Here is a 22,186-nt window from a genome sequence, read left to right as displayed (position 1 = left end):
CAGGAGGACGGCTGGGCCGCCCTCACTTGTTGAGAAAGATCGCCGCCAACCGCTGGAGCAGGCCCTTCGGCGGGGCCGCGGGCGGAGGTGTTGTCTGCCCAGGGTTGCTTCGGATCTATGCCGCGAAGGGGTGCTTCGCGGTAGCGGACTGCGCGACCACGTCCTTGGCCTTCGGCTCGCCGTTCACGGCGCGCTGCAGGGCCTGCTTGGTGGCCTCGTAGTTGAACTGCTGGATCTTGGCGTCATCCGCGGCTTCCCAGTGGATGAACACGCCGACCGAGATGAACAGGTCGTCGGCTTCTTCTTCCGGGATGGTGCCGTCGGCCACGCTGTCGACCACGGCCTTCGCCACCGCATACTGCGCGGGGCCGAACATCTGGACGGCCTGGCGGGCGTCCTTGATGGTGACCTTGTTGAACAGGATGGTGTTCGGCTTGGCGAGCAGGTTCGGGGTCACGACCGCGAGGAGCGAGGTGAAACCGTCCTTGTTGTTGGTGAGGGCGTTCACGAACGCGCTCTCCGCCGCGCTGCCGCGCGGTCCGATGATCAGGTCGATGTGCGCGACTTCGTTGCCGTCGCCAACCAGCGACTCGCCGATCAGAACCTTGGTGATCTTGGCCATCTAAATCCTCCCAAACGGGGTTGCTCACTCGAGGGCTCCGAGGAATCCCTCGTCGATGTCCCGGCTATCTTTGTTGCAGCGTTTGAAGACCAAACCGGTTGGCCCGATAGCGCGACCAGACACGTCACGGCCGGGAGACTAGTTCTGGTTCGCCGCTTCCTGCAAGGGAATCTTCGTTGCGGATGCTGCTTTTGCGGGGTTCTTCACGTCTTACGCACAGCGCACTTGCACGGGCAGCGGAAGGGCCGCTCGAAAGGGCGACACTCGGCCGCGCATCGGCTACTGGTCATAAGGCAGTCACATCGACAGGCCCTTCGCCCAATCCTGCGGCGCGCATTGCCGCCGGGCATGGATGGCGCCCGTTTATATTCCTCCGGGCTGGCACAACCATTGCCTGCCTGACGGCGTTCTACGTGTGCGGGCGCGACGGTGTTAACGTCGTCCCCGAGTGGGGAGGACGTGTCCAGGCTGCCAGATCCAGAAAGGGATCCCGCCATGGAACTCATTTTGTCGGTGTGCCTCGTCGCCGCGCCAGCCACCTGCCGCGAGGAAATCGTCGCGCTCGGGCAGGAGCAGATCGTGCCGTCGTCGCAATGTCTCGTCGGTGCCCCGTCTTTGATCGCGGGATGGACGGAAAGCCATCCCAAATGGCGGGTTGCACGTTGGCGCTGCGGGCCGCATGCCGATGGCAAGGACATCTGACGCGCCGGGGATGCCGGGATCGGTTCACGACTGCGCCGCTGTGTCGCAAGCGAGCCCGCGGCGTCACGTCATGTCAGGCCGCGGCATGACGGAGCGTGTGTCGGGCACGGACACGGCTTCGCGGCCTATATGGCGATATTTCATAAATAATTCATAAGTATCAATTCTCTAGACATCGTTTTTTGCCACCCCTAGGCTTTGTTTCGGGAAGATTTCCCGGTGTGGAGTGCTTCGTTCCGGCTTTTTGAGGCCACATCTGCCGGTGGCCTGCCGTCCGGGCGCAACAATCGCCCCGCTCCCGCCCAAGCAACAACACTCGCGCCTGAGCCGAGACATGAAGGAGGAACGCATGACGATGGGCCATCGCCGCACCGGTCGCCGGGGAATGTTCACGCTGTCCGTCGCTACGGTGCTCGCGGGCGCGGTTCTTGCTGGCGCCGGCGCGCTGGGAACCGCGCTGTGGAGTGCTTCGCCGGCGGCGGCCATCGACCTCGCCAAGGGTCGCACGGACCTGCCCGACATCGTCCTCGGCGACACCAACGGCAACGACTTCGCCGTGCCGACCAAGGATATCGTCATGGAGGGTGGCAAGTCCTACCGCCTGAACATCACCTCCAATGGCGGCAAGGAATACAAATTCATGGCGCCGGAATTCTTCCGGAACATCTGGATTAACCAGATCGTCGTGGATCATCTGGAAATCCATACCTACGGCGCGCCGCATCATCTCGAATTCGACGATGCGGGCACGATCTCCGTCGAGTTCGTCCCGGTCCGCACCGGCACTTTCAAGTGGTGGATCGACGGACTCGAGGAAAAGGGCATGTTCGGTACGCTGACGGTGAAGTAACGGCCGTCCCGCATCAGGTGGGGGGAGGGCTCCCTCATCCGGCCCCGGCGCTTCGCCGCCGGGGTCTTCTTCACAAAAGCACGGGTTCTGGCTGAACAGGGCCTTTCACAACGCACCGGCGCAGGCCGGGCATCGGGAGGATTTTCACATGCGCTATACGGGCCTCAAGCTCGCCCTCGGCCTCGCGGCCGGCCTCGCCTTCGGCGGCGTCGCCCTCGCCGACGATGCGAAGACCTGCAATGACGGCATCGCCATGATCAAGGCGGAGATCGCCAAGAAGCCGCCGAAGGCCACGCTCGACAAGCTCACCAAGGCCCTCAAGGGCGCCGAGCGCGAGCATGGCGAGAAGGAATATGACGAGTGCGTCGATTACATCAAGGACGCGCAGAAGGCTGTTGGCGGCTGAGCCGTCCCGCCTGATCCAAGGCTCCGGTCGTGCGGCGCAGCGCCTTTGTTGCGGTGCAGCGTGCGCGACCGGGCCGGACATGAAATCATCGGGCGTTCCCCGGAGGCCGCAACGCCACACGAGCCCGGACCTGGCCGCCCCGATGCTGAGCACCTTTCTGTCTTCGCTGCGCGGCCGCATGGCCCTGCTGCTCGCGGTCGCCGTGCTGGTGACGGTGACGTCGGTCGGCGCGCTGGTCGGCGTGCTCGGCCTTGCCAATGCCGAGGTGGACCGCCTCGTTTCCGCCCAGCGCCGGCTCGAGCGGCTGTCGGTTCTCACCGGGCGCATCGGCGATTATGCCCTCACGGCCCTGCAGGCGGCGCAGCAGCCGGACGGCCTCGGCAACCTGCCAAAGGCACGCGATCTGACGCGCGAGGCGTTTCAGCGTTTCGAGGATGCGCTGGGCGAGGATATCGCCCGGACCTCGGGGGTGGAGCAGCAGACCCTGCTCGCGGCACGTAGCCGCACGCTTGCCCGGCTGCGCGCCCAGTTCGAAGTGCTCGACCGGCAGATACAGGCGGCGATGATCACGCCCCAGCGTGCGACCGGGGTACGCGTCGCGCTCGATGTCTTTGCCGCCGGTTTCGGTCCTCCGCTCGGCCTCGCCATGGAGGAGGAGCGGATCGCGGCACACCAGGCGCAGGAAACCGTGCACGACCTGCGCATCCGCACCGTGCGCTGGAGTGTCGCCGGCGTGATTCTAGCCTTGCTGCTGGCAGCTTTTCTCTATCATCGGCTGGGGCGCTCGCTCATCAATCGCGTGGCCGAGGTCGCGACCGCGGCGGCCGAGATCGCGCGCGGGCGAACCGATACTCGGCTGACCGTCACCGGCCATGACGAGCTCAGCCTTGCCATGGCCCGCTTCAACCGCATGGCGCTGCATCTCGCCCGGCGCGAGGCCAAGCTCGTCGCCGACCAGCGCCGGCTGCAGGAGATCGTCGATGCCCGGACCGCGGAACTGCGCGGCGCCAATGAGCGGCTGGAGCATGTCGACCAGGCGCGGCGGCGATTCTTCACCGATGTCAGCCATGAACTGCGCACGCCGCTCACGGTGATTCTCGGCGAGGCGGAGATCACCCTGCGCGGCGCACCCACGGCGGATGACCTCGCGGCTGCGTTGCGGGTGATTCAGGCCCGCGCCCGCCGGCTGCACCGGCGGGTGGAGGACCTGCTCCGGATCGCCCGCTCCGAAACCGGCCAGATCGAGCTTGAAAAACGTGAGATTCCGGTCGCCGGGCTGTTCGCCGAGGTGGAAGAAGACGTCGCGTCGCTGGTGCGGGCCCGTGGCCTGATGCTGGAACGCGCAGTGGAGCCCGGCCTCGTGGTCGAGGCCGACGGCGAATGGCTGCGACAGGTGCTGGAGGGGTTGGTCGCCAATGCGGTTCGCCACAGTTCGCCCGGCACCACGATCCGGCTCGCCGCGCGGCTGGAGGGCGCCGCCGCAGTACTGACCGTGCGCGATCAGGGGGAAGGCATTGCGCGCGACGAGCTGCCGCACGTGTTCGAACGCTTCTTTCGCGGCACCTCGGGCGGGCGGGAAGGCGGTGGTTTCGGCATCGGTCTCGCGCTCGCGAAATGGGTGGTGGACCGGCATGAGGGGACGATCGGCATTTCGAGCGTCGCCCGGTCCGAGTTGACGGCGGGGCCCGTCGCGGCCGATGAGGAGACGGGGGAAGGGCCTGCGGGCTCGGTGCAGGCGGGGACCTGCGTCGAGATCCGCATTCCCGCGCTCGTCCCGCATGGCATTCTGGAGGCGGCTCAATGACCATCCTGATCGTCGAGGACGATGCCGATATCGGCTCGCTGCTGCGTCGCGGCTTCGCCTCGGAAAGCTATCAGGTCGAACTGGTCGGAGACGGCGATCTGGCGTTGAAGGCGGCTACGGGCAAGCCTTTCGAAGCCATCATTCTCGATGTGATGCTGCCCGGCCGTTCCGGCATCGAGGTCTGCAAGGCGCTGCGCGCCGCCGGCCAGCTCGCCCCCATCATCATGCTTTCCGCGCGTTCCAGCGTGGCGGAACGCACCGAGGGGCTGATGGCGGGGGCGGATGACTACATCGTGAAGCCCTTCGCTTTCGAGGAGCTGCTGGCTCGACTGAAGGTGCAGGCGCTCCGCCGTAGCCAGGACGAGGGCGAGCCGCGCAGCCTCACCGTCGGTCGGCTCACCCTCGACATGGAAGTGCGCCAGGCGCAGATCGGGGAGGCCCGCGTGCGTCTCACCGAGCGCGAGGTCGAGCTGCTCGCCCTGCTGATGCGCCATGCCGGAGAGCCTCTTGCGCGCTCGGACATCTTCGCCGCGCTCTGGGCCGGCCATGGCGGCGCCTCGCTGAACGTGGTCGATGTCTATGTCGGCTATCTGCGTCACAAGCTGGCGGAAGTCATGCCCGCCGGCGAGCAATTGATCGTGACGGTGCGTGGGCGGGGATTCATGTTCGAAGCCCCTGCCGGATGAGCAATCGCAGCACTTTTTCTTGTGCGTTGCGGTAGTATTCGGCTGTGACGTATGCGAATAAAGTTTTGTTCTGGTGTTCTTGACGCTCGGCTCATGAATGCCCAATGTAAGTCACGTCACCGGATTTCGGTGGCGAAATCAGCCTCTTAGGATCTTCTTATGAGATCCTGGAGGTGTTTAACCTGGAGGAAGCACAATGGCCTGGACGACCCCCTGCATCGTCGAAGTCTGCGTCGGCATGGAAGTCAACGCCTATATGCCGGCCGACTTCTGAGGTCTGCGTGACGGGACAGGTTAAGGCATCATGCCCCACGCCGGGTCCCGTCTGCGGCTTCACATACTAGGCTCGGCCGCCGGCGGGGGATTTCCCCAATGGAACTGCCGATGTCCAGTGTGCACGCTCGCCTGGGAGGGTGATCCACGCGTCCGCCGGCGGACTCAGACGTCCGTTGCCGTCAGTGTGGACGGCGAGCGTTGGGCACTGGTCAATTGTGCACCGGAGATTCTGTCTCAGATCCAGGCTGTGCCGGCCTTGCACCCGAAAGGGGCGCGTCGGCACTCGCCGATCTCCGCGGTGCTGCTGACCAATGCAGATATCGATCATGTTGCAGGCCTGTTGAGCCTGCGTGAGTCCCAGCCCTTCGTCCTGAATGCCACTGCGGCCATTCACGGCGTATTGGCGGCGAACAGCGCCTTCGACGTGCTCGCACCCGATTATGTCGAGCGCCGCACGGTCGGGCTGGAGACGACCTTCGAGCTGCTGCCCGGATTGAAGGCGAGCATCTTTCCGGTCCCCGGCAAGATCGCGCTCTATCTGGAAAGCGGCGAGATCCGCGCGCATGGCGAGGTCGCCACCGCGGTCGAGGGCGAACAGACCGTCGGCGTTGAACTGAGCGACGGTATCGCCCGCATCCTCTTCATTCCCGGCTGCGCCCGCATGACCGACGAGTTGCGCGCCAGGATCGAGGGGGCGGATGCCGTGCTGTTCGACGGCACGGTGTGGCGGGACGACGAAATGGTCCTCGCCGGCGTCGGCACCAAGACCGGCAAGCGCATGGGCCACATGGCCATGTCCGGCCCCGAGGGTTCCATCGCCGCCTTGTCCGGCATCAATGTCCGTCGCAAGATTTACGTGCATATCAACAATACAAATCCGGCACTCGTCGAGGGAACGCCGGAGCGCCTCGCAGCACAGGCCGCGGGGTGGGAGGTCGCCGAGGACGGAATGGAGATTAGGCCATGACGACGCTGCTCTCGCCGGAAGAACTTGAGGCGCGGCTGCGTGATGTGGGCAAGCGCCGCTACCACAGCCTGCACCCCTTTCATAAGCTGCTGCACAACGGCCAGCTCGATTTCGGCCAGGTCCAGGCCTGGGCGCTGAACCGCTATTACTATCAGGCCATGATCCCGGTGAAGGATTCCTCCATTCTCGCCCGGATGGACGATGCCGAGCTGCGCCGCATCTGGCGCCAGCGCATCATCGACCATGACGGCCATCACGAGGGCGAGGGCGGCATCGCCCGCTGGTTGAAGCTCACCGACGGGCTCGGCATCGATCGCGACTACGTCACCTCGCTGCGCGGCCTGCTGCCGGCCACCCGCTTCGCGGTGGACGCCTATGTGCATTTCGTGCGCGAGAAGACCCTGCTGGAGGCCATCGCCTCCTCGCTCACGGAGATGTTCTCGCCCGGCATCATCGGCGAGCGTGTCGCGGGGATGCTCAAGAACTATGATTTCGTCTCGAAGGAGACGCTCGCCTATTTCGAGAACCGCCTCACCGAGGCGCCGCGTGATGCCGACTTCGCGCTCGATTATGTAAAGCGCAATGCGCGCACCCCCGAGCAGCAGGAGGCGGCCATTCGCGCCCTTGAATTCAAATGCGACGTGCTGTGGGTGCAGCTCGACGCACTCTATTTCGCCTATGTGGATCCGAAGATGGCTTATCCCGGCGCCTTCGTTCCCCAATCCTCAGCGCCGCCCGCGCGACGGGAGGCCTGAGGAATGGCGGCCCAGCTCGCCCCGGCCGGTGTGCCGCGCCTCGCGCGCGGCGTTCGGCTCCGCCACGACGAGGCGCGGGGCCAGTGGGTTCTGCTCGCACCGGAACGAGTGCTGCATCCTGATCCGGTGGCGGTCGAGATCCTGAAGCGCGTCGATGGCGAGCGTTCCATCGACGCGATCATCGATGAACTGATCACGGCCTTCGCGGTCGAGCGCGAGCGGGTCGCGCAGGATGTGGACGCCTTCCTCGCCAATCTGGCGACGAAGGGAATGGTGGAGGTGGCCTGATGAACGTCGTCACCCGTCCGGATGCCGATGCGACCGCGCTGGCGCGGCCTCCGGTCCCTCCGCCCTACGGCATGCTGGCGGAGCTGACGCATCGCTGTCCGCTCCAGTGCCCCTATTGCTCCAATCCGGTCGAACTCGACCGCCGCAATGTCGAGCTGGACACCGAGACGTGGCTGCGCGTCTTCACGCAGGCCGCCAAGCTCGGCGTGTTGCAGGTCCATCTCTCGGGCGGCGAGCCGACCGCGCGGCGCGATCTTGAGGAGATGATCCGCCACTGCGTGAAGGTGGGGCTCTACACCAACCTCATCACGGCGGGCGTCGGCGTCACCGCGGAGCGGCTGCAATCCATCTCCGATGCCGGCGTCGATCACGTCCAGCTCTCCTTCCAGGGCGCGGACGCGATGATGACCGATCACGTGTCGAATTTCCGCGGCGCCCATGAACGCAAGCTTGCGGTTGCGCGCGAGGTGCGCCGACTGGGCCTGCCGCTCACCATCAATTCGGTGGTGCACCGGGCCAATATCCACCAGATCCCGGATTTCATCGAGCTTGCCCTGAGCCTGGATGCCAAGCGCATCGAGATCGCCCATTCGCAATATTACGGCTGGGCCCTGCGCAACCGCGCCGCGCTGATGCCGACCCGCGAGCAGGTGTTCTGGGCGCTGGAGATCGTGGAGAAGGCCCGCGAGAAGCTGAAGGGCCGGCTTACCATTGATGCGGTGGTGCCGGACTATTACGCCAAATACCCCAAGCCCTGCATGAATGGCTGGGGCCGGCAGTCGCTGAACGTGACGCCGTCCGGCAAGGTGCTGCCCTGTCATGCGGCCGAGACCATTCCCAATCTCGACTTCTGGAACGTGCGCGATCATGCGCTCGACGATATCTGGCAGGATTCGCCCGCCTTCAATGCCTTTCGCGGCACGGACTGGATGCCCCCGCTGTGCCAGACCTGTGAGCGCAAGGAAATCGACTGGGGCGGCTGTCGTTGCCAGGCCATGGCGATCGCCGGTGACGCGGCGGAGACCGATCCGGCCTGCCACAAATCGCCGCTGCATGGACATCTCCTTGCTCTGGCAGAGGAAGATGCGGCAACCGGCGAGGAGACTTTTGACTATCGACGTTTCCTCACTCCCGATCGGCGCGTATGAATAGTTCCCGTATTCGGTGCCGCGCCGCCCTGCGGCGGGCCGATCGGGAGCGTTGCATGCGTCGTCTGTCCTTCCGTCTTGCCCTTCTGGGTTGCCTGTCCGCCTTTGCCGTTCCGGCGGCCTTCCCGCTGGCCGCCCAGACCGCGAGCGCAGCTCCGGCCGCGCCGGGTCCGCTGGATCTGTTCTTCAACACGCCGTATCTCGCCGGCCTGCCGAGCGGCGCAACCCTGTCCTACGCCTATGTGCACAAGACCGCCCGGCCGGACCTCGGCGACAGCTTCGACGAGACGATGAAGCTGTCGCTTGCCCCGGCGCAGGAAGACGCGGCCAAGAAGGTCGCCACGGTTGCGATCTTTCGGGGTACCGCGGAACGTGGCGCGGGTCCGTTTCCTGCACTCGGCAACCCGATGACGCTGGTTGTGCTGGAGCGCGAGGCCAAGGAACTGACCGAGCTCAGCAAGGGCAGCCCCTATTACATCCGCAACCGCCTGCGCGACGGCCTCGCCTCGGCCAAGGTGGAGCCCACAAGCTTCTCCTATGACGGTAAGATGATCGACGGGTGGAAGATGTCCATGACCCCCTTCGCCAGCGATCCGCACAAGGACCAGTTGCTGGAGCTTATCGGCCGTTCTTACGAATTCGTGTTCTCGAAGGACGTGCCCGGCGGGCTATACGCTGTAAAGGTCCTCACGCCGCAGAAGGATGGCTCGGCGCCCATGATCGAAACCCGCGTGACGCTGACCGGAAACACCCAGCCCTGACGTGACGACAGACGGCCGGAACGAAGCCGGCGGGGCGGAAACCGTCCCAAGATACGAGGCCGAAAAGGCCCGCGCAAAAGACCGGAGAGGATAACGATGCGCAGATTTGCCCGTCTGGCGACAGGCGCCTTCATTCTCGCGGCAAGCGCCGCGTTCGCCCACAGTGCTGCCTTCGCCCAGAACGATCCCGCCGCGTCCGGCGCCTCGTCGATGAGCGACGCCGCCAGGGCTGCGACCACCGATCCGGCGACCGGCGCGCCGCTTCCGGTGGGCGTCACCCGGCCCGCGCCGATCTCCAGCCCCATCGCGCCCGGCCCGCTGAACGACTATCCTACCGTGGCTCGCGCCGATTACGTGTTCGGCTGCATGGCCGCCAACGGGCAGACCCGCACGGCGCTGGAGAAGTGCTCCTGCTCCATCGACACCATCGCGACCATCCTGCCTTACGAAAAATACGTCGAGGCGGAGACGATCATGTCGATCAGCCAGGTCGGCGGCCAGCAGGCCGAGGTGTTCCGCTCCACCGGCATGTTCCGCGACATCGTCGCCGATCTGCGTCGCGCCCAGGCCGAAGCCGAGGTCACCTGTTTCTACTGAGAACGGGTCCTGCTTCCACTGATGTGCGGAAAGCGTTCGACGCAAGATGGCCGGGCTCGCGCCTGGCCATCTTCGTTGCGCACCGTTCAGCTTGCCGGCTTCAGGTCGCCGCGGAAGGGCGTGCCGTCTGTGTCCGCCGCATCCACATGGATCGGCGCGCCGGTCGGCTCGAAGGACACCTGCAGGTTGGGATCCTCGCTCAGCGAAATGCCGCCTTCCATCGAGACGATGAGGGCATCGCCCTGCTTCAGCTCGATCTTGTCGACATAGCGCGCGGGAATGTAGCCTCGCGTGATCGGGTCCATCTGCATCCCGGAATTGTTGGGGTGGCGGATCATGAGCTGCACGCGGGCGAAACGGCTCGCCTGCGTCGCGTCGCCCGATTGGCCACCCTCCACCAGCTTCATCTTCATCTCGCCGAGATGCTTCATCGCTTCGTCGGCATCCTTCATTGCAGGTGCCGAGCAGCCCCCCGAGGCCTTCACGAAACGCTCGCTCATCTGCAGCGAGCCGTCCGAAAGTTCGGCGACGGCGCGGACATAGGAATAGGAATTGACCCGCAGCCGGGTGGACAGCGCGACATCGCGCCGCACGCCGCCGAAGGTGAACGTCGCGGCGACCGGGGAGGGGTTCTCATCCACGATCAGGGTCAGCTTCTTCACCGTGCGGGCATCGCCGGCGGGCAGGTCGATGCTGACCTCGATCGGCACCAGCGCGGCGTCCTCGGCGCGGATCGGCGCGTCGAGCTTCACCATCGGGCTCGCATCGCTCAACGGGCGCTCACCGAACACATCGGGGCGGAGCTCCTTCCAGGTCGCCCCGTTCGCTGCTTCCTCGCCCGCGGCCGCGGCGCCGAGCCCGGCCAGCAGCGTGGCCGCCAGAATGGAGGCGGCGAGAATGGCCTTGGCGTAGCGCATGACGTCCTCCTTGACCTCGCCGGATTATTCCTCGTCCGGCTGTCGGCATGAGGCATCATACGCTCATCGGGCGTGAATTGCAGTCACATGGTGGAGCGCGATGCCTGCGGCGGTTGCGACGTTCAGAGAGTCGAAATCGCCCGACATCGGAATACGCACGGTGAGCGATCGCTCCATGATGCGCGCCGGCAGGCCCGGACCCTCGGCACCCAGCAGAAGCGCCGTGCGTGCCGGTGGCCGGCTGTCGATGAGGGGGGTGCTCCCTGCCGGTGTCAGGGCCAGCGGGGTGAAGCCGTGGGCGAGCACCCGATCCAGCAGATGGTCGATCGCCCCGCCGCGCGCGAACGGCACCATGAGCGCGCCGCCGACGGAGACGCGGATCGCCTTGCGGTAGAGCGGATCGCAGGAGGCGGTGTCCAGCAGCACCGCATCGGCCCCGAAGGCGGCGGCGTTGCGGAAGATGCCGCCGACATTGTCATGGTTGGTGATGCCACCCAGCACGAGGATGGTCGCATGCTCCGGCAGGCTTGCCAGCAAGGTGTCGGCATCGGGATCCTCGCCCCGGTTGCCGATGCCGAGCAGGCCGCGATGGATGTGGAAGCCGGTGATGCCGTCCAGCACCGACTGCGGCGCGACATAGACCGGAAGATCGTCAGGCGCTTGCGCCAGCAGAGGGTCGAGCGCGCCGGCACGGCTTTCCGCCATCAGCAGCGAACCGATCCGAAAGCGGTTGCGCGGCGAAAGCGCCACGTCCATCACCGTGCGCCCCTCGACGATGAAGCGCCCCGCGCGCCCAACCAGATCGCGCTCGCGGATCGCGTGATAGGGCTCGATGCGGGGATCGTCGAAGGAGGAGATGGGGATCAGATAGGGCATGGATGCTCAGGCCGTGCTGCCGGTGCGAAAGAAAGGCCGGTGGAGAAGAGGCCGCCGCCGCTCATCCCTCCAGCTCTTCACGCAGCATCTCCAGCTCCAGCCATTCTTCCTCGGCCTTCGACAACGAGGCCTGCGCAGCCTCCAGCGCGGCGGAGGCCTTGGCAAAGCCGGCGGGGTCTCGGGTGTAGAAGTTCGGCGCCTGCATCTTGCCGGCGAGCTTGCCGATCTCGGCTTCCAGTTCGGCGATGCGCTTGGGCAGCGTGTCCAGCGCGTGCTTCTCCTTGAAGGAGAGCTTGCGCCTGGCGGCAGGCTTGGCCGCGGCTTTCGCGCCCGGCCCGGCCTTCGCGTCCCGCGCCTTCTCCACGCCGCGGGCTTCCACGCCCTTGCCGCGCTGCGCCACCATGTCGGAATAACCGCCGGCATAGACCGCCCACCGTCCGTCGCCCTCATAAGCGATGACGGCGTTGACCGTGCGGTCGAGGAAGTCGCGGTCGTGGCTCACCAGCAGCACGGTGCCGGCATAGTCGTCGATCATTTCTTCGAGCAGATCGAGGGTTTCAAGGTCGAGATCGTTGGTCGGCTCGTCCAGCACCATCAGGTTCGAGGCCTGGGCCAGCGCGCAGGCCAGCAGCAGCCGCCCGCGCTCGCCGCCCGAGAGCGAGGACACCGGAGTGCCGGCCTGCTCCGGCGAGAACAGGAAATCCTTCATATAGCCGATGACATGGCGTGGATTGCCGCCGACGAACACCTGGTCGCCGCGTCCGTCGGTCAGCGTGTCGCGCACCGAGCGGAGGGGGTCGAGGGCCGCGCGGCGCTGGTCGAGCGTCGCCATCTCGATATTGGTGCCGAGCTTGATCGTGCCGCTGTCGGGCGCGAGTTCGCCGGTGAGCATCTTCAGCAGCGTCGTCTTGCCGGCGCCGTTCGGGCCGACGATGCCGATGCGGTCGCCGCGCTGGATGCGGATGGAGAGGTCGCGCACGATCGGGCGGCCGTCATAGGCCTTGGCGATGTGTTCCGCCTCGACCACCAGCTTGCCGGAGACCTCGGCTTCCGTGGTGGTCACGGTGACCGTACCGAGCGCCCTGCGATGCTCGCGGAACTCCTGGCGCAGGGCGGCCAGCTCGCCGACACGGCGCATGTTGCGTTTGCGCCGGGCGGTGACGCCGTAACGCATCCAGTGCTCTTCCGCCACGATCTTGCGGGCGAGCTTCTGCTGGTCGCGCTCCTCTTCCTCGAGCACCTGATCGCGCCATTCCTCGAAGAATCGGAAGCCCCGCTCCATGCGCCGGGTCGCGCCACGATCGAGCCAGACGGTGGCGCGGGTCAGGTCTTCGAGGAAGCGCCGGTCGTGGCTGATGAGCACGAGAGCGGAGCGCATGGTGTTGATCTCGCTCTCCAGCCATTCGATGGCCGGCAGGTCGAGATGGTTGGTCGGCTCGTCCAGCAGCAGGATGTCCGGCTCCGGGGCCAGCACGCGGGCCAGAGCGGCGCGGCGAGCCTCGCCGCCCGAAAGCCGGGAGGGCTCCTCCTCGCCGGTGAGGCCGAGCTGTTCCAGCAGATAGCGGGCGCGGTAGTCCGGATCGCCCGGCCCGAGCCCGGCTTCCACATAGGCGAGCGTGTTGGCATGGCCGGACAGATCCGGCTCCTGCGGTAGATAGCGGATCGTCGCGCCGGGCTGGGCGAAGCGCGTGCCGCTGTCCGGCTGGATGAGCCCGGCCGCGATCTTGAGCAGGGTCGACTTGCCCGAGCCATTGCGGCCGATCAGCCCGAGGCGTTCGCCCGGGGAAACCGACAGCTCCGCCGATTCCAGCAGCGGCGTGCCGCCGAAGGTGAGGGCGATGTTCTGAAGAAGAAGGAGAGGAGGCGCCATGGCGCCGGGGATAGGGGCAAAGCGGCGCGGCGGCAAGGGGTGCGGGCGGCCGATGGTCGCGCACGGTCGCCGCCGCGCTCGCCTCTCTTGCCGGCACGGCGGCATCTGGGGATATGCTCGCGGCGCGCCCACGCCCTGCCGAATGCCTGCGGAGCTTCGATCATGCCCCTCATCCCCATGCCGCTCACCGTCCCGCCGCCTTCCGTGACCACGCCCGCAAACAACCTCCTCGCCCGCATCGCCGAGCGCATCGGCGAGCAGTATGTGCTTACGGAACCAAAGGAAATCGCTCTGTATCTGCGGGAGGAGCGGGGGCTTTACGACGGGCGCACGCCGGCGGTGGTGAAGCCGGGGACGACGGAGGAGGTCGCCTTCATCGTCGCGGCCTGTGCCGAGGCGGGCATGCCGATCGTGCCTCAGGGCGGCAATACCGGGCTGGTAGGCGGGCAGATGCCCTTCGGCCAGCTTCTGCTTTCGCTGGCGCGGCTCGACCGGATTCGCCAGGTCGATCCTGTCGACATGACCATGACGGTGGAGGCGGGCTGCATTCTCGACAGCATCCACCGTGTCGCGGAAGACGTCGACTGCCTGTTCCCGCTGCACATCGCGTCGCAGGGCTCCTGCCGGATCGGCGGCAATCTCGCCACCAATGCCGGCGGGACCGCGGTGCTGCGCTATGGCAATGCGCGCGAGCTGGTGTTGGGGCTGGAGGTGGTACTGGCGGATGGGCGCATCTGGAACGGATTGAAAAGACTGCGGAAAAACAATGCGGGCTATGACCTGAAGCAGCTTTTCCTCGGCACCGAGGGGACGCTCGGCATCATCACCGCCGCCGTGCTGAAGCTGTTCCCGCGCCCGGTGCAGCGCGTCACCGCCTTCGCCGCCGTGCCCGATCCCGCGGCGGCGCTCGCCTTGATGCGGCGGCTGCGGGCGCAGGCAGGGGATGCGCTCACCACCTTCGAGCTGATGGCGAGCTTCGGGCTGGAAACCGTGCTGAAGCATATGCCGGGCACGGTGCGCCCGCTCGCCGGACGGCATCCCTGGTACGTGCTCGCTGAACTGTCCGCCCCCACCCGCGCCTTCGACCTCGGCAGCCTGATAGAGCAGGTTCTGGTCGAGTCCAGTGAGTCCGGTGAGGTGGACGATGCGACCATTGCGTCCAGTGAGTCGCAGGCCGCGGCGCTGTGGCGGCTACGCGAGGACATGTCCGAGGCGCAGAAGCACGAGGGCGGTTCCATCAAGCATGACGTGTCGGTGCCGGTGTCGCGCGTGCCCGATTTTCTGACCCGCGCTCTCGCGGCGGTGGAGGCCGAGATGCCGGATGTCCGGCCGTGCCCCTTCGGCCATGTCGGCGATGGCAACATCCATTTCAATCTCAGCCAGCCGGCAGGGATGGCAAAGGCCGATTTCCTCGCCCGATGGGCGGGCTTCAACCGCATCGTCCACGACATCGTGATCGAGATGGACGGTTCCATCGCCGCCGAGCACGGCATCGGCCGGCTGAAGCGTGAGGAACTCGCCCATTATGCCGATCCGGTGGCGCTGGAACTGATGGAGCAGCTGAAGAATGCACTTGATCCGGCAGGCCTGCTCAACCCCGGCAAGGTGATTGCCGGCCGCGGCGGCGATGATATTTGATTGGAATCATCCTAATCTGATAGTCGCGAATTGGTCCTCTTTCTAATGATTCCACACTTTGCGTAATCGTGAATTTTATATTGTCGTTGGCCGTTGACGAGGTTTAAGGATGCGTCAAACCTGATGAGTGCCGGTGCCAACCCCGTAGCGCGAAGCTGCCCGTGGAGAGCGACCGGCCGCCCCCAATAGGGATGCGCATTCATGCTTACGCTCCGTTCCGCCCGCCCGGCGTCCTCCGGCATGGCCCGCTGTTCCGTCGGGGCCGGCGTTGCCGTTCTGGCGATCGTGGGCGTGTTCGGGCTTGGAACGGTCGGCGCCGTGGCGCAGGACAATGCGCCGGCTGCCGCGCAGGCGGTCTCGCCCGCAGCGAATCCCGCGCCGTCCGTGCTGCCGCAGAATGTGGCACCGCAGCCTGCTGCGCCCGCCGCCGCGCCGGCCCAGTCCGCCGTGCCGGCCCAGTCCGCCGTGCCGGCCCAGTCCGCCGTGCCGGCCCAGTCCGCCGTGCCGGCCCAGGCCGCCGGCACCGTGGCCGCTCCGGCCGCGCCCGTTACCGAGCCCGCACCGGCGCTCGCGCCTGCGGCGGGTGAGGTCCCCGCCGCCCCCGGCATCGCCGGGAGCCCGGCGGCCGATGCACCCGCCGACGACTTCGCTCCGCCGACCGTCGCCGGCATGACCCTGCCGCACGACCTGTCGCCCTGGGGCATGTTCATGGCAGCGGACATCATCGTGAAGGCGGTGATGCTGGGCCTTGCCTTCGCCTCTGTGGTGACCTGGACGATCTGGCTCGCCAAGACGCTGGAACTCGCGGTCGCCGTCGGCCGGCTGCGTCGCGCGCTCAGGGCGCTCCTCGCCGCGACCTCGCTGGAGGCCGCGCGCCGCACCGTCAACGCCAAGGCCGGCGCTGCCGCCGCCATGGTGCGCGTCACCGACCTCGAGCTGGAGCGTTCCGCCGACCTGCCGGCGGACGGCATCAAGGAGCGGGTCTCGATCTCGCTCGCCCGCATCGAGGCCGGTGCCGGCCGCCGCATGACGCGCGGCACCGGCGTGCTGGCGACCATCGGCGCTACCGCTCCCTTCGTCGGCCTGTTCGGTACGGTGTGGGGCATCATGAATTCCTTCATCGGCATCGCGAAGACGCAGACCACCAATCTCGCCGTCGTTGCCCCCGGCATCGCCGAGGCGCTGCTCGCCACCGCCATCGGCCTCGTCGCGGCCATTCCGGCGGTGGTCATCTACAATCATTTCAGCCGGCAGGTGTCGGGCTATCGCGCGCTGCTGGGCGACACCTCGGCCGAGATGCTGCGCCTGCTCTCGCGGGATCTCGATCGCCGCGACGTGTCGCGTGAGGCGCGGCGCGAGCGCGCGGCGCCGGCGGCCGGCGGCCAGCGCGTGCGCGCGGCCGCGGAATAGGCGGGCAGACAGTCAGGGAGCCCAGCCATGGCCGCCAAGCTTCAGTCGAGCGACAGCGACGAGCTCGTCGAGAACCACGAGATCAATGTCACGCCCTTCATCGACGTGATGCTGGTGCTGCTCATCATCTTCATGGTGGCGGCGCCGCTCTCCACCGTCGATGTCGCGGTCGATCTTCCCGCCTCCACCGCGCAGCCGCAGCAGCGGCCGGACAAGCCGGTCTATTTCACGGTGAAGAACGACCTCAGCCTCGCGCTCGGCAACGAGACCGTGCCGCGTGACGGGGTCGCCGCCGCGCTCGCCGCCGCCACCGGCGGCAAGAAGGACAGCCGCATCTTCCTGCGCGCCGACAAGGCGGTGCCCTATGGCGATCTCATGGAGGTGATGAACCTCCTGCGCACCGCCGGTTATCTCAAGGTGGCGCTGGTCGGTCTCGAAACCCTGCCGGGCGCCGCTCCCGCGCCGTCTGGCGCCGCCCCCGCGGCACTCCCGGCTCCCGCAGCGACGGCGGCGCCCGCCGCACCATGAGCATGCTCCTGTTGCAGGGCAGCGGCCGCAAGCGGCTCGCCGAGGCGTCGCGCTGGGCCGGCTGCGGGCTCGTGGTGGTCGGCATCCATGCCGCGGTCTTCGAGCTGCTGAGTTCCCGGCCGATGATGGCGGCGGAAGAGCCCGCGGCCATGATGATCGAGCTGGCGCCGCTGCCCGTCGCGCCGCCTGCCGACCCGGTGGAGCAGCCGCCCGGCCCGGAGATGGAGCAGGCCGACGACCCTCCGGACGAGGTGCCCCCAGATCCGCTCGCCGAGATGGAGGACGAGGTTCCCCCGCCGCCGGAGGTTGCGCCTCCCGAGGAGGAGCCGCTGCCGAAGGTCGATGAGAGCCCGGTTGCCGATATCGAGGTGCCGATTCCACCGCAGCTTCCGCTCTCGGCCGAGCTGACGCCGCCCAAGGATCCTCCGCCGCCGATCGAGAAGCCGCCGGAGAAGCCGAAGCCGCGCCCGAAGCCCGTGCAGAAGCCCAAGGTGAAGCCGAAGGAAATCCGCGACAAGCCGCCGGCACCGCGCACCTCCGCGGCCGCTTCGGTGAATGCGCCTCCTGCGGATGCGGTGGCGGCTCCCTCCGCCGGTGCGAGCGCGGCGCGCAGCATGGCGTCCGCCGACTGGCGCAGCCGGCTGCTGGCGCATCTCAACCGCAACAAGCGCTATCCCGGCGATGCGCGGGCGCGCGGCGAGCAGGGGCGCCCGCGGGTGACCTTCACCATCGACCGCTCCGGCCGGGTGCTGAGCGCGCGGCTTGCCGGCGGTTCCGGCAGCGCGAGCCTGGATGAAGAGGCGGTGGCGATGGTGCGGCGTGCCTCACCCATGCCGCCCCCGCCGCCGGAAATGCCGGGCGGTCAATTCACCTTCACGGTGCCGGTGAACTTCAGCATGCGGTGAGGGCCGGCCCTCACGCTTTCCTGTCACGCAAAGGCCGGCTGGCGCTGCATGGGGGTTGGTCCCGGCGTGTCCTGCGCCGCCCAGCAGGCGACGAGGCGCCCGCCCTTGCGCTCCAGCGGCGGCATCTCGGCCCGGCAGCGCTCCATCACCAGCGGGCAGCGCGGGTTGAAGGGGCAGCCGGAGGGCGGGTTGAAGGGGGAGGGCAACTCCCCCTCCAGCACGATCCGCTCGCGCCGCGCGCCGGGATCGGCTATCGGCGTCGCAGACATCAGGGCACGGGTATAGGGGTGCTTGGGGGCGTCGAAGATGGCGTCGCGCGGGCCGCGCTCCACGGCGCGGCCGAGATACATCACCATCACGTCGTCGGCCATGTGGCGCACCACGCCGAGATCATGGCTGACGAACACATAGGCGACGTCGAGGCTCTCCTGCAGCTCCACCAGCAGGTTCAGCACCTGCGCCCGCACCGAGACGTCGAGCGCGGAGACCGGTTCGTCCAATACCAGGATCTTCGGGCGCAGCACCAGCGCGCGGGCGATGGCGATGCGCTGGCGCTGGCCGCCGGAGAACATATGCGGGTAGCGGGCGTGGTGCTCGGCCCGCAGCCCGACCCGCGTCATCATCTCCAGCGCCTGCCGGCGCCGTTCGGCCGATGACAGGGAGGTATTGACCAGCAGCGGCTCCTCGATCGCGGCGCCGATGGTCTGGCGGGGATTGAGCGAGCCATAAGGGTTCTGGAACACCATCTGCACCTCGCCGCGATAGCGGCGTCGCGTGGCGGCGTCGGCCTCGGCGACATCGGCGCCGTTGATGAAGAGCGCGCCCGATCCCGGGGGCTCGATCATGGTGAGCATGCGGGCCAGCGTCGACTTGCCGGAGCCGGATTCGCCCACCACCGCCAGCGTCGCGCGCGGGGCGAGGCGGAAGCTGATACCGGAGACCGCCTTCACGCTCGCCGGGGCGGAGAGAAAGCCGCGCGCGACCTCATAGGTTTGGGTGAGCTCGACGGCTTCCATCACGGGTGCGGTCATCGGAGCCTCCTCACGCGGCCTGGGTGCGGCGCTGCGGCACGCCGCCGACCAGCGGGGTGTGACACAGCGCAAGGCCGAGTTCCGGGCCGGAACGCGGCGGCGGCACGGTGCGGCAGCGCTCGGTGGCGAAGCGGCAGCGCGGCGAGAACAGGCAGCCCTTCGGCCGGTCGGCCAGGCCCGGCACCACGCCCGGAATGGAGGGCAGGATGCGCCCGCTGGCCCGTTCCGGCAGGGCGGCCAGCAGCGCGGCGGTGTAGGGGTGGTGCGGATCGCGGAACAGGCCGGCGGTCTCCTGCATCTCCACCTGCTGGCCGGCATAATGCACGCACACCCGCTGCGCGGTTTCCGCCACCACGCCCATGTCATGAGTGATGAGCACGAGGCCGACGCCGTTGTCCCGCTGGAGGCGCACCAGCAGATCGAGTATCTGCGCCTGGATGGTGACGTCGAGCGCGGTGGTGGGTTCGTCGGCGATGATGAGCTTCGGCCGGCAGGCCAGCGCCATCGCGATCATCACGCGCTGGCTCATGCCGCCGGAGAGCTGGTGCGGGAAGGCCTTCAGCCGGCGCTCCGGTTCCGGGATGCCGACCTCGCGCAGCAATTCGATGGAGCGGACCCGCCGCTCGGCCCGGTCAAGGCCGAGATGAGTCTTCAATGCCTCGCCGATCTGGAAGCCGACAGTGAAGCACGGATTGAGGCTCGACATCGGCTCCTGGAAGATCATGGCGAGGTCGCGCCCGATGATCCGCCGCCGCTCGCGGGGCGAGAGGGCGAGCATGTCGTGGCCGTCGAAGGCGAGGCGGTCGGCGGTGACGGTGGCGGTCCAGGGCAGCAGGCCCATGACGGCCAGCATCGCGACCGACTTGCCGGAGCCGCTCTCGCCGACGATGGCGACCAGTTCGCCGCTCGACACGTCGAGATCGACCCCGTCCACCGCGCGGAACGGGCCGCGCGAGGTGGCGAAGGAAACCGACAGGTTGCGGATGGAGAGCAGGGGTGTGTCGGCCATGGCTCAGCTCCTCCGCAGCTTGGGGTCGAGGGCATCCCGCAGCCCGTCGCCCATCAGGTTGATGGCGACCACCGTGATGAGGATGGCGAGGCCCGGCAGGGTGACGATCCAGGGCGCGGCGCGGATGAACTCACGGCTGTCGGCCAGCATCGCGCCCCATTCCGGTGTCGGCGGCTGGGCGCCGAGGCCGAGGAAGCCGAGCGCCGCGGCTTCCAGAATGGCGTCCGACACGCCGAGCGCGGCCTGCACGATGAGCGGGGCGAGGCAGTTCGGCAGCACGGTCACGAACATCAGCCGCAGCGTGCCGACGCCGGCGACCCGCGCGGCGACGACATATTCCTTCGACAGTTCCGCCAGAGCGGCCGCGCGCACGATGCGCACATAGCGCGGCAGATAGACGACCGTGACCGCGACGATGGTGTTGACGAGGCTCGGCCCCAGCACCGCGACGACCAGGATCGCGAGCACCAGGCTTGGAATGGCGGTGATCACGTCCATCACCCGCATGATGACGGTGTCGGCCAGCCCGCGCAGGAAGGCGCTGGCGAGGCCCAGCACAATGCCGACCGCGACCGAGACCAGCATCACCGAGACGCCGATGCCGAGCGAGATGCGCGCGCCATAGATCAGCCGGGAGAGGATGTCGCGACCAACCGCATCGGTGCCGAGCGGGAATCTCCACGACCCGCCCTCCGACCAGACCGGCGGCGTCTGTACGAAATCGCGGAACTGCTCGGTCGGCGCATGGGGTGCGACCAGCGGGGCGATGACGGCGAGGATGGCGATCGCGAGAACGACCATCAGACCGGCCACGGCGCCGCGATTCTCGCGGAACGCCGCCCAGAAGCCGGCGAGGGCGGAACGTTCCGCGGGAACCGCCTCGACGGAAGAGGCGGCGATCTCCTCAAGCGGCAGCACGGCGCCGGAGGGATCCACGGCGTCGGCGGCGTTGACGCGCTCGTCGGCGAGGGTCGGCGTCGTGGCGTTGTCGATCAGCCGCTCAGCCATGACGGATCCTCGGGTTGATCGCGACATAGGCGAGGTCGACGAGAAGGTTCACGAGGATGACGATGCCCGAGATCAGCATGATGCCGCCCTGGAGCGCCGGGTAGTCGCGCCGGGCGATGCTCTCGATCAGCCATTTGCCGATGCCGGGCCAGGCGAAGATGTGCTCGGTCAGCACCGCGCCCGCCAGCAGCGTGCCGGTCTGCAGGCCGATGACCGTGACCACCGGGATGAGCGCGTTGCGCAGCGCGTGCAGCCCCACCACGCGGAACGGCGAGAGCCCCTTGGCCCGCGCGGTGCGCACGTAATCCTCGCTCAGCACCTCCAGCATGGAGGAGCGGGTCATGCGGGCGATGACCGCGAGCGGGATGGTGCCAAGCACGATGGAGGGCAGGATGAGGTGCTGCACCGCCGACCAGAACGCGCCTTCCTGGTCCGACAGCAGGCTGTCGATCAGCATGAAGCCGGTGACCGGCTCGAAATAATAGTTGATGAGGTCCACCCGGCCCGAGACCGGGGTCAGCCCGAGATATTCGGACATGAACATGATGAGCAGCAGGCCCCACCAGAAGATCGGCATGGAGTAGCCGGTCAGCGCCACCGCCATGACCGCGTGGTCGAGCAGTCCGCCGCGCTTCACCGCTGCCAGCACGCCGACCGGAATGCCGATCGCCACGGCGAGGATGAGCGCGCAGAGCGAGAGTTCCAGCGTCGCGGGGAACAAGGTGAGGAATTCCTGCAGCACCGGCGTCTTGGTGACGATGGAGACGCCGAAATCGCCATGGGCGAGGCCATTGGCGTAGTGCAGGAACTGCTCCCACATCGGCTGGTCGAGGCCGAGGTCGTGGCGCAGCGCCGCGAGCCGTTCCGGCGCGATGCCGCGTTCGCCGGTGCGCACCTCGATCGGATCGCCCGGCACCAGCCGCACGGCGATGAAGGTGACGAACATCAGCGCCACGAAGGTCGGCAGCGTCAGCGCGACGCGGCGGAGCACAAATCGGAGCATGTCGATCCCGGCAGGGCCCTCGAGGGGCCGGCGCCCGCCGTCACGAACGGGCAGGCGTCATCCATGAAGGTGCGATGCATGCGGCATGCCGGATCGTGACGGGCCCGCGCAGGGCGGGTGGCGACACGA

The 22,186-nt window shown here is 67.6% G+C and carries 24 protein-coding genes; 16 read left to right on the top strand and 8 right to left on the bottom strand.

The features are described from left to right. Positions 1 to 115 precede the first annotated feature (115 nt). Positions 116 to 622, bottom strand: coding sequence for a formaldehyde-activating enzyme (gene fae / locus MWN34_RS05025; RefSeq protein WP_247027209.1), 507 nt, complete (start codon positions 620 to 622; stop codon positions 116 to 118). Positions 623 to 1,117: 495 nt separating this feature from the next. Here fae and MWN34_RS05020 point away from each other — a divergent pair, with 495 nt between their 5' ends. The 12 genes from MWN34_RS05020 (at position 1,118) to MWN34_RS04970 (ending at position 9,862) form a co-directional block, all read left to right on the top strand. After that, complete coding sequence (locus MWN34_RS05020) at positions 1,118 to 1,324, top strand: hypothetical protein (RefSeq protein ID WP_247027207.1); 207 nt, start codon at positions 1,118 to 1,120, stop codon at positions 1,322 to 1,324. 385 nt (positions 1,325 to 1,709) lie between these two features. Continuing rightward, on the top strand, positions 1,710 to 2,174 hold the full coding sequence (locus MWN34_RS05015; RefSeq protein ID WP_247027614.1) for a cupredoxin domain-containing protein: 465 nt from the start codon (positions 1,710 to 1,712) through the stop codon (positions 2,172 to 2,174). Between the two features lie 148 nt (positions 2,175 to 2,322). Continuing rightward, positions 2,323 to 2,580, top strand: coding sequence for a hypothetical protein (locus tag MWN34_RS05010; protein ID WP_247027205.1), 258 nt, complete (start codon positions 2,323 to 2,325; stop codon positions 2,578 to 2,580). A 142-nt stretch (positions 2,581 to 2,722) separates the two neighbouring features. Next, complete coding sequence (locus tag MWN34_RS05005; RefSeq protein WP_247027203.1) at positions 2,723 to 4,384, top strand: sensor histidine kinase; 1,662 nt, start codon at positions 2,723 to 2,725, stop codon at positions 4,382 to 4,384. Beyond that, the gene (locus MWN34_RS05000) at positions 4,381 to 5,070 is read left to right on the top strand and encodes a response regulator transcription factor (protein WP_247027201.1); all 690 of its coding nucleotides are present in this window, start codon (positions 4,381 to 4,383) and stop codon (positions 5,068 to 5,070) included. Before MWN34_RS05005 ends, MWN34_RS05000 begins: the two co-directional genes overlap by 4 nt. 196 nt (positions 5,071 to 5,266) lie before the next feature. After that, positions 5,267 to 5,344 (top strand): pyrroloquinoline quinone precursor peptide PqqA, encoded by a 78-nt coding sequence (pqqA, locus tag MWN34_RS19755; RefSeq protein ID WP_425532059.1) that lies wholly within the window; start codon positions 5,267 to 5,269, stop codon positions 5,342 to 5,344. A 51-nt stretch (positions 5,345 to 5,395) separates the two neighbouring features. Continuing rightward, positions 5,396 to 6,313, top strand: a complete 918-nt coding sequence (pqqB, locus tag MWN34_RS04995; RefSeq protein WP_247027612.1) for a pyrroloquinoline quinone biosynthesis protein PqqB — start codon at positions 5,396 to 5,398, stop codon at positions 6,311 to 6,313. Then, positions 6,310 to 7,068, top strand: a complete 759-nt coding sequence (gene pqqC / locus MWN34_RS04990; RefSeq protein WP_247027199.1) for a pyrroloquinoline-quinone synthase PqqC — start codon at positions 6,310 to 6,312, stop codon at positions 7,066 to 7,068. The genes pqqB and pqqC overlap by 4 nt, the downstream gene beginning before the upstream one ends. Before the next feature lie 3 nt (positions 7,069 to 7,071). Further along, entirely contained in the window at positions 7,072 to 7,356 is a 285-nt protein-coding gene (gene pqqD / locus MWN34_RS04985; RefSeq protein WP_247027197.1) for a pyrroloquinoline quinone biosynthesis peptide chaperone PqqD, read from the top strand. Beyond that, positions 7,356 to 8,504 (top strand): pyrroloquinoline quinone biosynthesis protein PqqE, encoded by a 1,149-nt coding sequence (pqqE, locus tag MWN34_RS04980; protein WP_247027195.1) that lies wholly within the window; start codon positions 7,356 to 7,358, stop codon positions 8,502 to 8,504. The genes pqqD and pqqE overlap by 1 nt, the downstream gene beginning before the upstream one ends. Positions 8,505 to 8,560: 56 nt before the next feature. Beyond that, a complete protein-coding gene (locus tag MWN34_RS04975) occupies positions 8,561 to 9,265 on the top strand; it encodes a hypothetical protein (protein WP_247027193.1) in 705 nt (234 codons plus the stop codon). Between the two features lie 210 nt (positions 9,266 to 9,475). Beyond that, entirely contained in the window at positions 9,476 to 9,862 is a 387-nt protein-coding gene (locus MWN34_RS04970; protein ID WP_247027610.1) for a hypothetical protein, read from the top strand. An 86-nt stretch (positions 9,863 to 9,948) separates the two neighbouring features. Here MWN34_RS04970 and MWN34_RS04965 read toward each other — a convergent pair whose 3' ends face one another. The 3 genes from MWN34_RS04965 to MWN34_RS04955 all read right to left on the bottom strand — a co-directional run bounded on the left by MWN34_RS04965 (position 9,949) and on the right by MWN34_RS04955 (position 13,525). Then, on the bottom strand, positions 9,949 to 10,779 hold the full coding sequence (locus tag MWN34_RS04965; RefSeq protein WP_247027191.1) for a quinoprotein dehydrogenase-associated SoxYZ-like carrier: 831 nt from the start codon (positions 10,777 to 10,779) through the stop codon (positions 9,949 to 9,951). A 63-nt stretch (positions 10,780 to 10,842) separates the two neighbouring features. Next, on the bottom strand, positions 10,843 to 11,655 hold the full coding sequence (locus tag MWN34_RS04960) for a TrmH family RNA methyltransferase (RefSeq protein WP_247027189.1): 813 nt from the start codon (positions 11,653 to 11,655) through the stop codon (positions 10,843 to 10,845). A 61-nt stretch (positions 11,656 to 11,716) separates the two neighbouring features. Continuing rightward, entirely contained in the window at positions 11,717 to 13,525 is a 1,809-nt protein-coding gene (locus tag MWN34_RS04955) for an ABC-F family ATP-binding cassette domain-containing protein (protein ID WP_247027187.1), read from the bottom strand. 177 nt (positions 13,526 to 13,702) lie between these two features. On the opposite strand from MWN34_RS04955, the gene MWN34_RS04950 reads away from it, so the two are divergent. The 4 genes from MWN34_RS04950 (at position 13,703) to MWN34_RS04935 (ending at position 18,006) form a co-directional block, all read left to right on the top strand. After that, a complete protein-coding gene (locus MWN34_RS04950) occupies positions 13,703 to 15,163 on the top strand; it encodes an FAD-binding oxidoreductase (RefSeq protein WP_425532058.1) in 1,461 nt (486 codons plus the stop codon). A gap of 201 nt (positions 15,164 to 15,364) precedes the next feature. Further along, entirely contained in the window at positions 15,365 to 16,573 is a 1,209-nt protein-coding gene (exbB, locus tag MWN34_RS04945) for a tonB-system energizer ExbB (RefSeq protein ID WP_247027183.1), read from the top strand. Positions 16,574 to 16,600: 27 nt separating this feature from the next. After that, positions 16,601 to 17,101, top strand: coding sequence for a TonB system transport protein ExbD (gene exbD, locus MWN34_RS04940; RefSeq protein ID WP_247027181.1), 501 nt, complete (start codon positions 16,601 to 16,603; stop codon positions 17,099 to 17,101). After that, positions 17,098 to 18,006 (top strand): energy transducer TonB, encoded by a 909-nt coding sequence (locus tag MWN34_RS04935; protein ID WP_247027179.1) that lies wholly within the window; start codon positions 17,098 to 17,100, stop codon positions 18,004 to 18,006. The genes exbD and MWN34_RS04935 overlap by 4 nt, the downstream gene beginning before the upstream one ends. Before the next feature lie 23 nt (positions 18,007 to 18,029). On the opposite strand, the gene MWN34_RS04930 is transcribed toward MWN34_RS04935, so the two are convergent. From MWN34_RS04930 to MWN34_RS04915, 4 genes are read right to left on the bottom strand one after another with little or no spacing between them, the layout of a single operon-like run. After that, complete coding sequence (locus MWN34_RS04930) at positions 18,030 to 19,037, bottom strand: dipeptide ABC transporter ATP-binding protein (RefSeq protein WP_247027177.1); 1,008 nt, start codon at positions 19,035 to 19,037, stop codon at positions 18,030 to 18,032. A 10-nt stretch (positions 19,038 to 19,047) separates the two neighbouring features. Continuing rightward, the gene (locus MWN34_RS04925; RefSeq protein WP_247027175.1) at positions 19,048 to 20,046 is read right to left on the bottom strand and encodes an ABC transporter ATP-binding protein; all 999 of its coding nucleotides are present in this window, start codon (positions 20,044 to 20,046) and stop codon (positions 19,048 to 19,050) included. A gap of 3 nt (positions 20,047 to 20,049) precedes the next feature. After that, complete coding sequence (locus tag MWN34_RS04920; protein ID WP_247027173.1) at positions 20,050 to 21,054, bottom strand: ABC transporter permease subunit; 1,005 nt, start codon at positions 21,052 to 21,054, stop codon at positions 20,050 to 20,052. Continuing rightward, complete coding sequence (locus MWN34_RS04915; RefSeq protein WP_247027171.1) at positions 21,047 to 22,057, bottom strand: ABC transporter permease subunit; 1,011 nt, start codon at positions 22,055 to 22,057, stop codon at positions 21,047 to 21,049. Before MWN34_RS04915 ends, MWN34_RS04920 begins: the two co-directional genes overlap by 8 nt. Positions 22,058 to 22,186 lie beyond the last annotated feature (129 nt).

Origin of the sequence: Ancylobacter crimeensis, from assembly GCF_023016805.1 — a bacterium.
In the GTDB taxonomy this organism is placed as follows: Bacteria; Pseudomonadota; Alphaproteobacteria; order Rhizobiales; family Xanthobacteraceae; genus Ancylobacter; species Ancylobacter crimeensis.
This window is presented reverse-complemented; position numbering and strand designations above follow the sequence as displayed.

Bases quoted from the DNA above. Each gene is read 5' to 3' on its own strand.
- MWN34_RS04920 (WP_247027173.1), bottom strand. From the start codon at position 21,054: ATGGCTGAGCGGCTGATCGACAACGCCACGACGCCGACCCTCGCCGAC.
- exbB (WP_247027183.1), top strand. From the start codon at position 15,365: ATGCTTACGCTCCGTTCCGCCCGCCCGGCGTCCTCCGGCATGGCCCGC.
- MWN34_RS05010 (WP_247027205.1), top strand. From the start codon at position 2,323: ATGCGCTATACGGGCCTCAAGCTCGCCCTCGGCCTCGCGGCCGGCCTC.
- pqqC (WP_247027199.1), top strand. From the start codon at position 6,310: ATGACGACGCTGCTCTCGCCGGAAGAACTTGAGGCGCGGCTGCGTGAT.
- MWN34_RS04965 (WP_247027191.1), bottom strand. From the start codon at position 10,779: ATGCGCTACGCCAAGGCCATTCTCGCCGCCTCCATTCTGGCGGCCACG.
- pqqA (WP_425532059.1), top strand. From the start codon at position 5,267: ATGGCCTGGACGACCCCCTGCATCGTCGAAGTCTGCGTCGGCATGGAA.
- pqqD (WP_247027197.1), top strand. From the start codon at position 7,072: ATGGCGGCCCAGCTCGCCCCGGCCGGTGTGCCGCGCCTCGCGCGCGGC.
- MWN34_RS05000 (WP_247027201.1), top strand. From the start codon at position 4,381: ATGACCATCCTGATCGTCGAGGACGATGCCGATATCGGCTCGCTGCTG.
- exbD (WP_247027181.1), top strand. From the start codon at position 16,601: ATGGCCGCCAAGCTTCAGTCGAGCGACAGCGACGAGCTCGTCGAGAAC.
- MWN34_RS04950 (WP_425532058.1), top strand. From the start codon at position 13,703: ATGCCGCTCACCGTCCCGCCGCCTTCCGTGACCACGCCCGCAAACAAC.
- MWN34_RS04955 (WP_247027187.1), bottom strand. From the start codon at position 13,525: ATGGCGCCTCCTCTCCTTCTTCTTCAGAACATCGCCCTCACCTTCGGC.
- fae (WP_247027209.1), bottom strand. From the start codon at position 622: ATGGCCAAGATCACCAAGGTTCTGATCGGCGAGTCGCTGGTTGGCGAC.
- MWN34_RS04930 (WP_247027177.1), bottom strand. From the start codon at position 19,037: ATGACCGCACCCGTGATGGAAGCCGTCGAGCTCACCCAAACCTATGAG.
- pqqE (WP_247027195.1), top strand. From the start codon at position 7,356: ATGAACGTCGTCACCCGTCCGGATGCCGATGCGACCGCGCTGGCGCGG.
- MWN34_RS04915 (WP_247027171.1), bottom strand. From the start codon at position 22,057: ATGCTCCGATTTGTGCTCCGCCGCGTCGCGCTGACGCTGCCGACCTTC.
- MWN34_RS05005 (WP_247027203.1), top strand. From the start codon at position 2,723: ATGCTGAGCACCTTTCTGTCTTCGCTGCGCGGCCGCATGGCCCTGCTG.
- MWN34_RS04970 (WP_247027610.1), top strand. From the start codon at position 9,476: ATGAGCGACGCCGCCAGGGCTGCGACCACCGATCCGGCGACCGGCGCG.
- MWN34_RS04935 (WP_247027179.1), top strand. From the start codon at position 17,098: ATGAGCATGCTCCTGTTGCAGGGCAGCGGCCGCAAGCGGCTCGCCGAG.
- MWN34_RS04975 (WP_247027193.1), top strand. From the start codon at position 8,561: ATGCGTCGTCTGTCCTTCCGTCTTGCCCTTCTGGGTTGCCTGTCCGCC.
- MWN34_RS05020 (WP_247027207.1), top strand. From the start codon at position 1,118: ATGGAACTCATTTTGTCGGTGTGCCTCGTCGCCGCGCCAGCCACCTGC.
- MWN34_RS04925 (WP_247027175.1), bottom strand. From the start codon at position 20,046: ATGGCCGACACACCCCTGCTCTCCATCCGCAACCTGTCGGTTTCCTTC.
- MWN34_RS05015 (WP_247027614.1), top strand. From the start codon at position 1,710: ATGTTCACGCTGTCCGTCGCTACGGTGCTCGCGGGCGCGGTTCTTGCT.
- MWN34_RS04960 (WP_247027189.1), bottom strand. From the start codon at position 11,655: ATGCCCTATCTGATCCCCATCTCCTCCTTCGACGATCCCCGCATCGAG.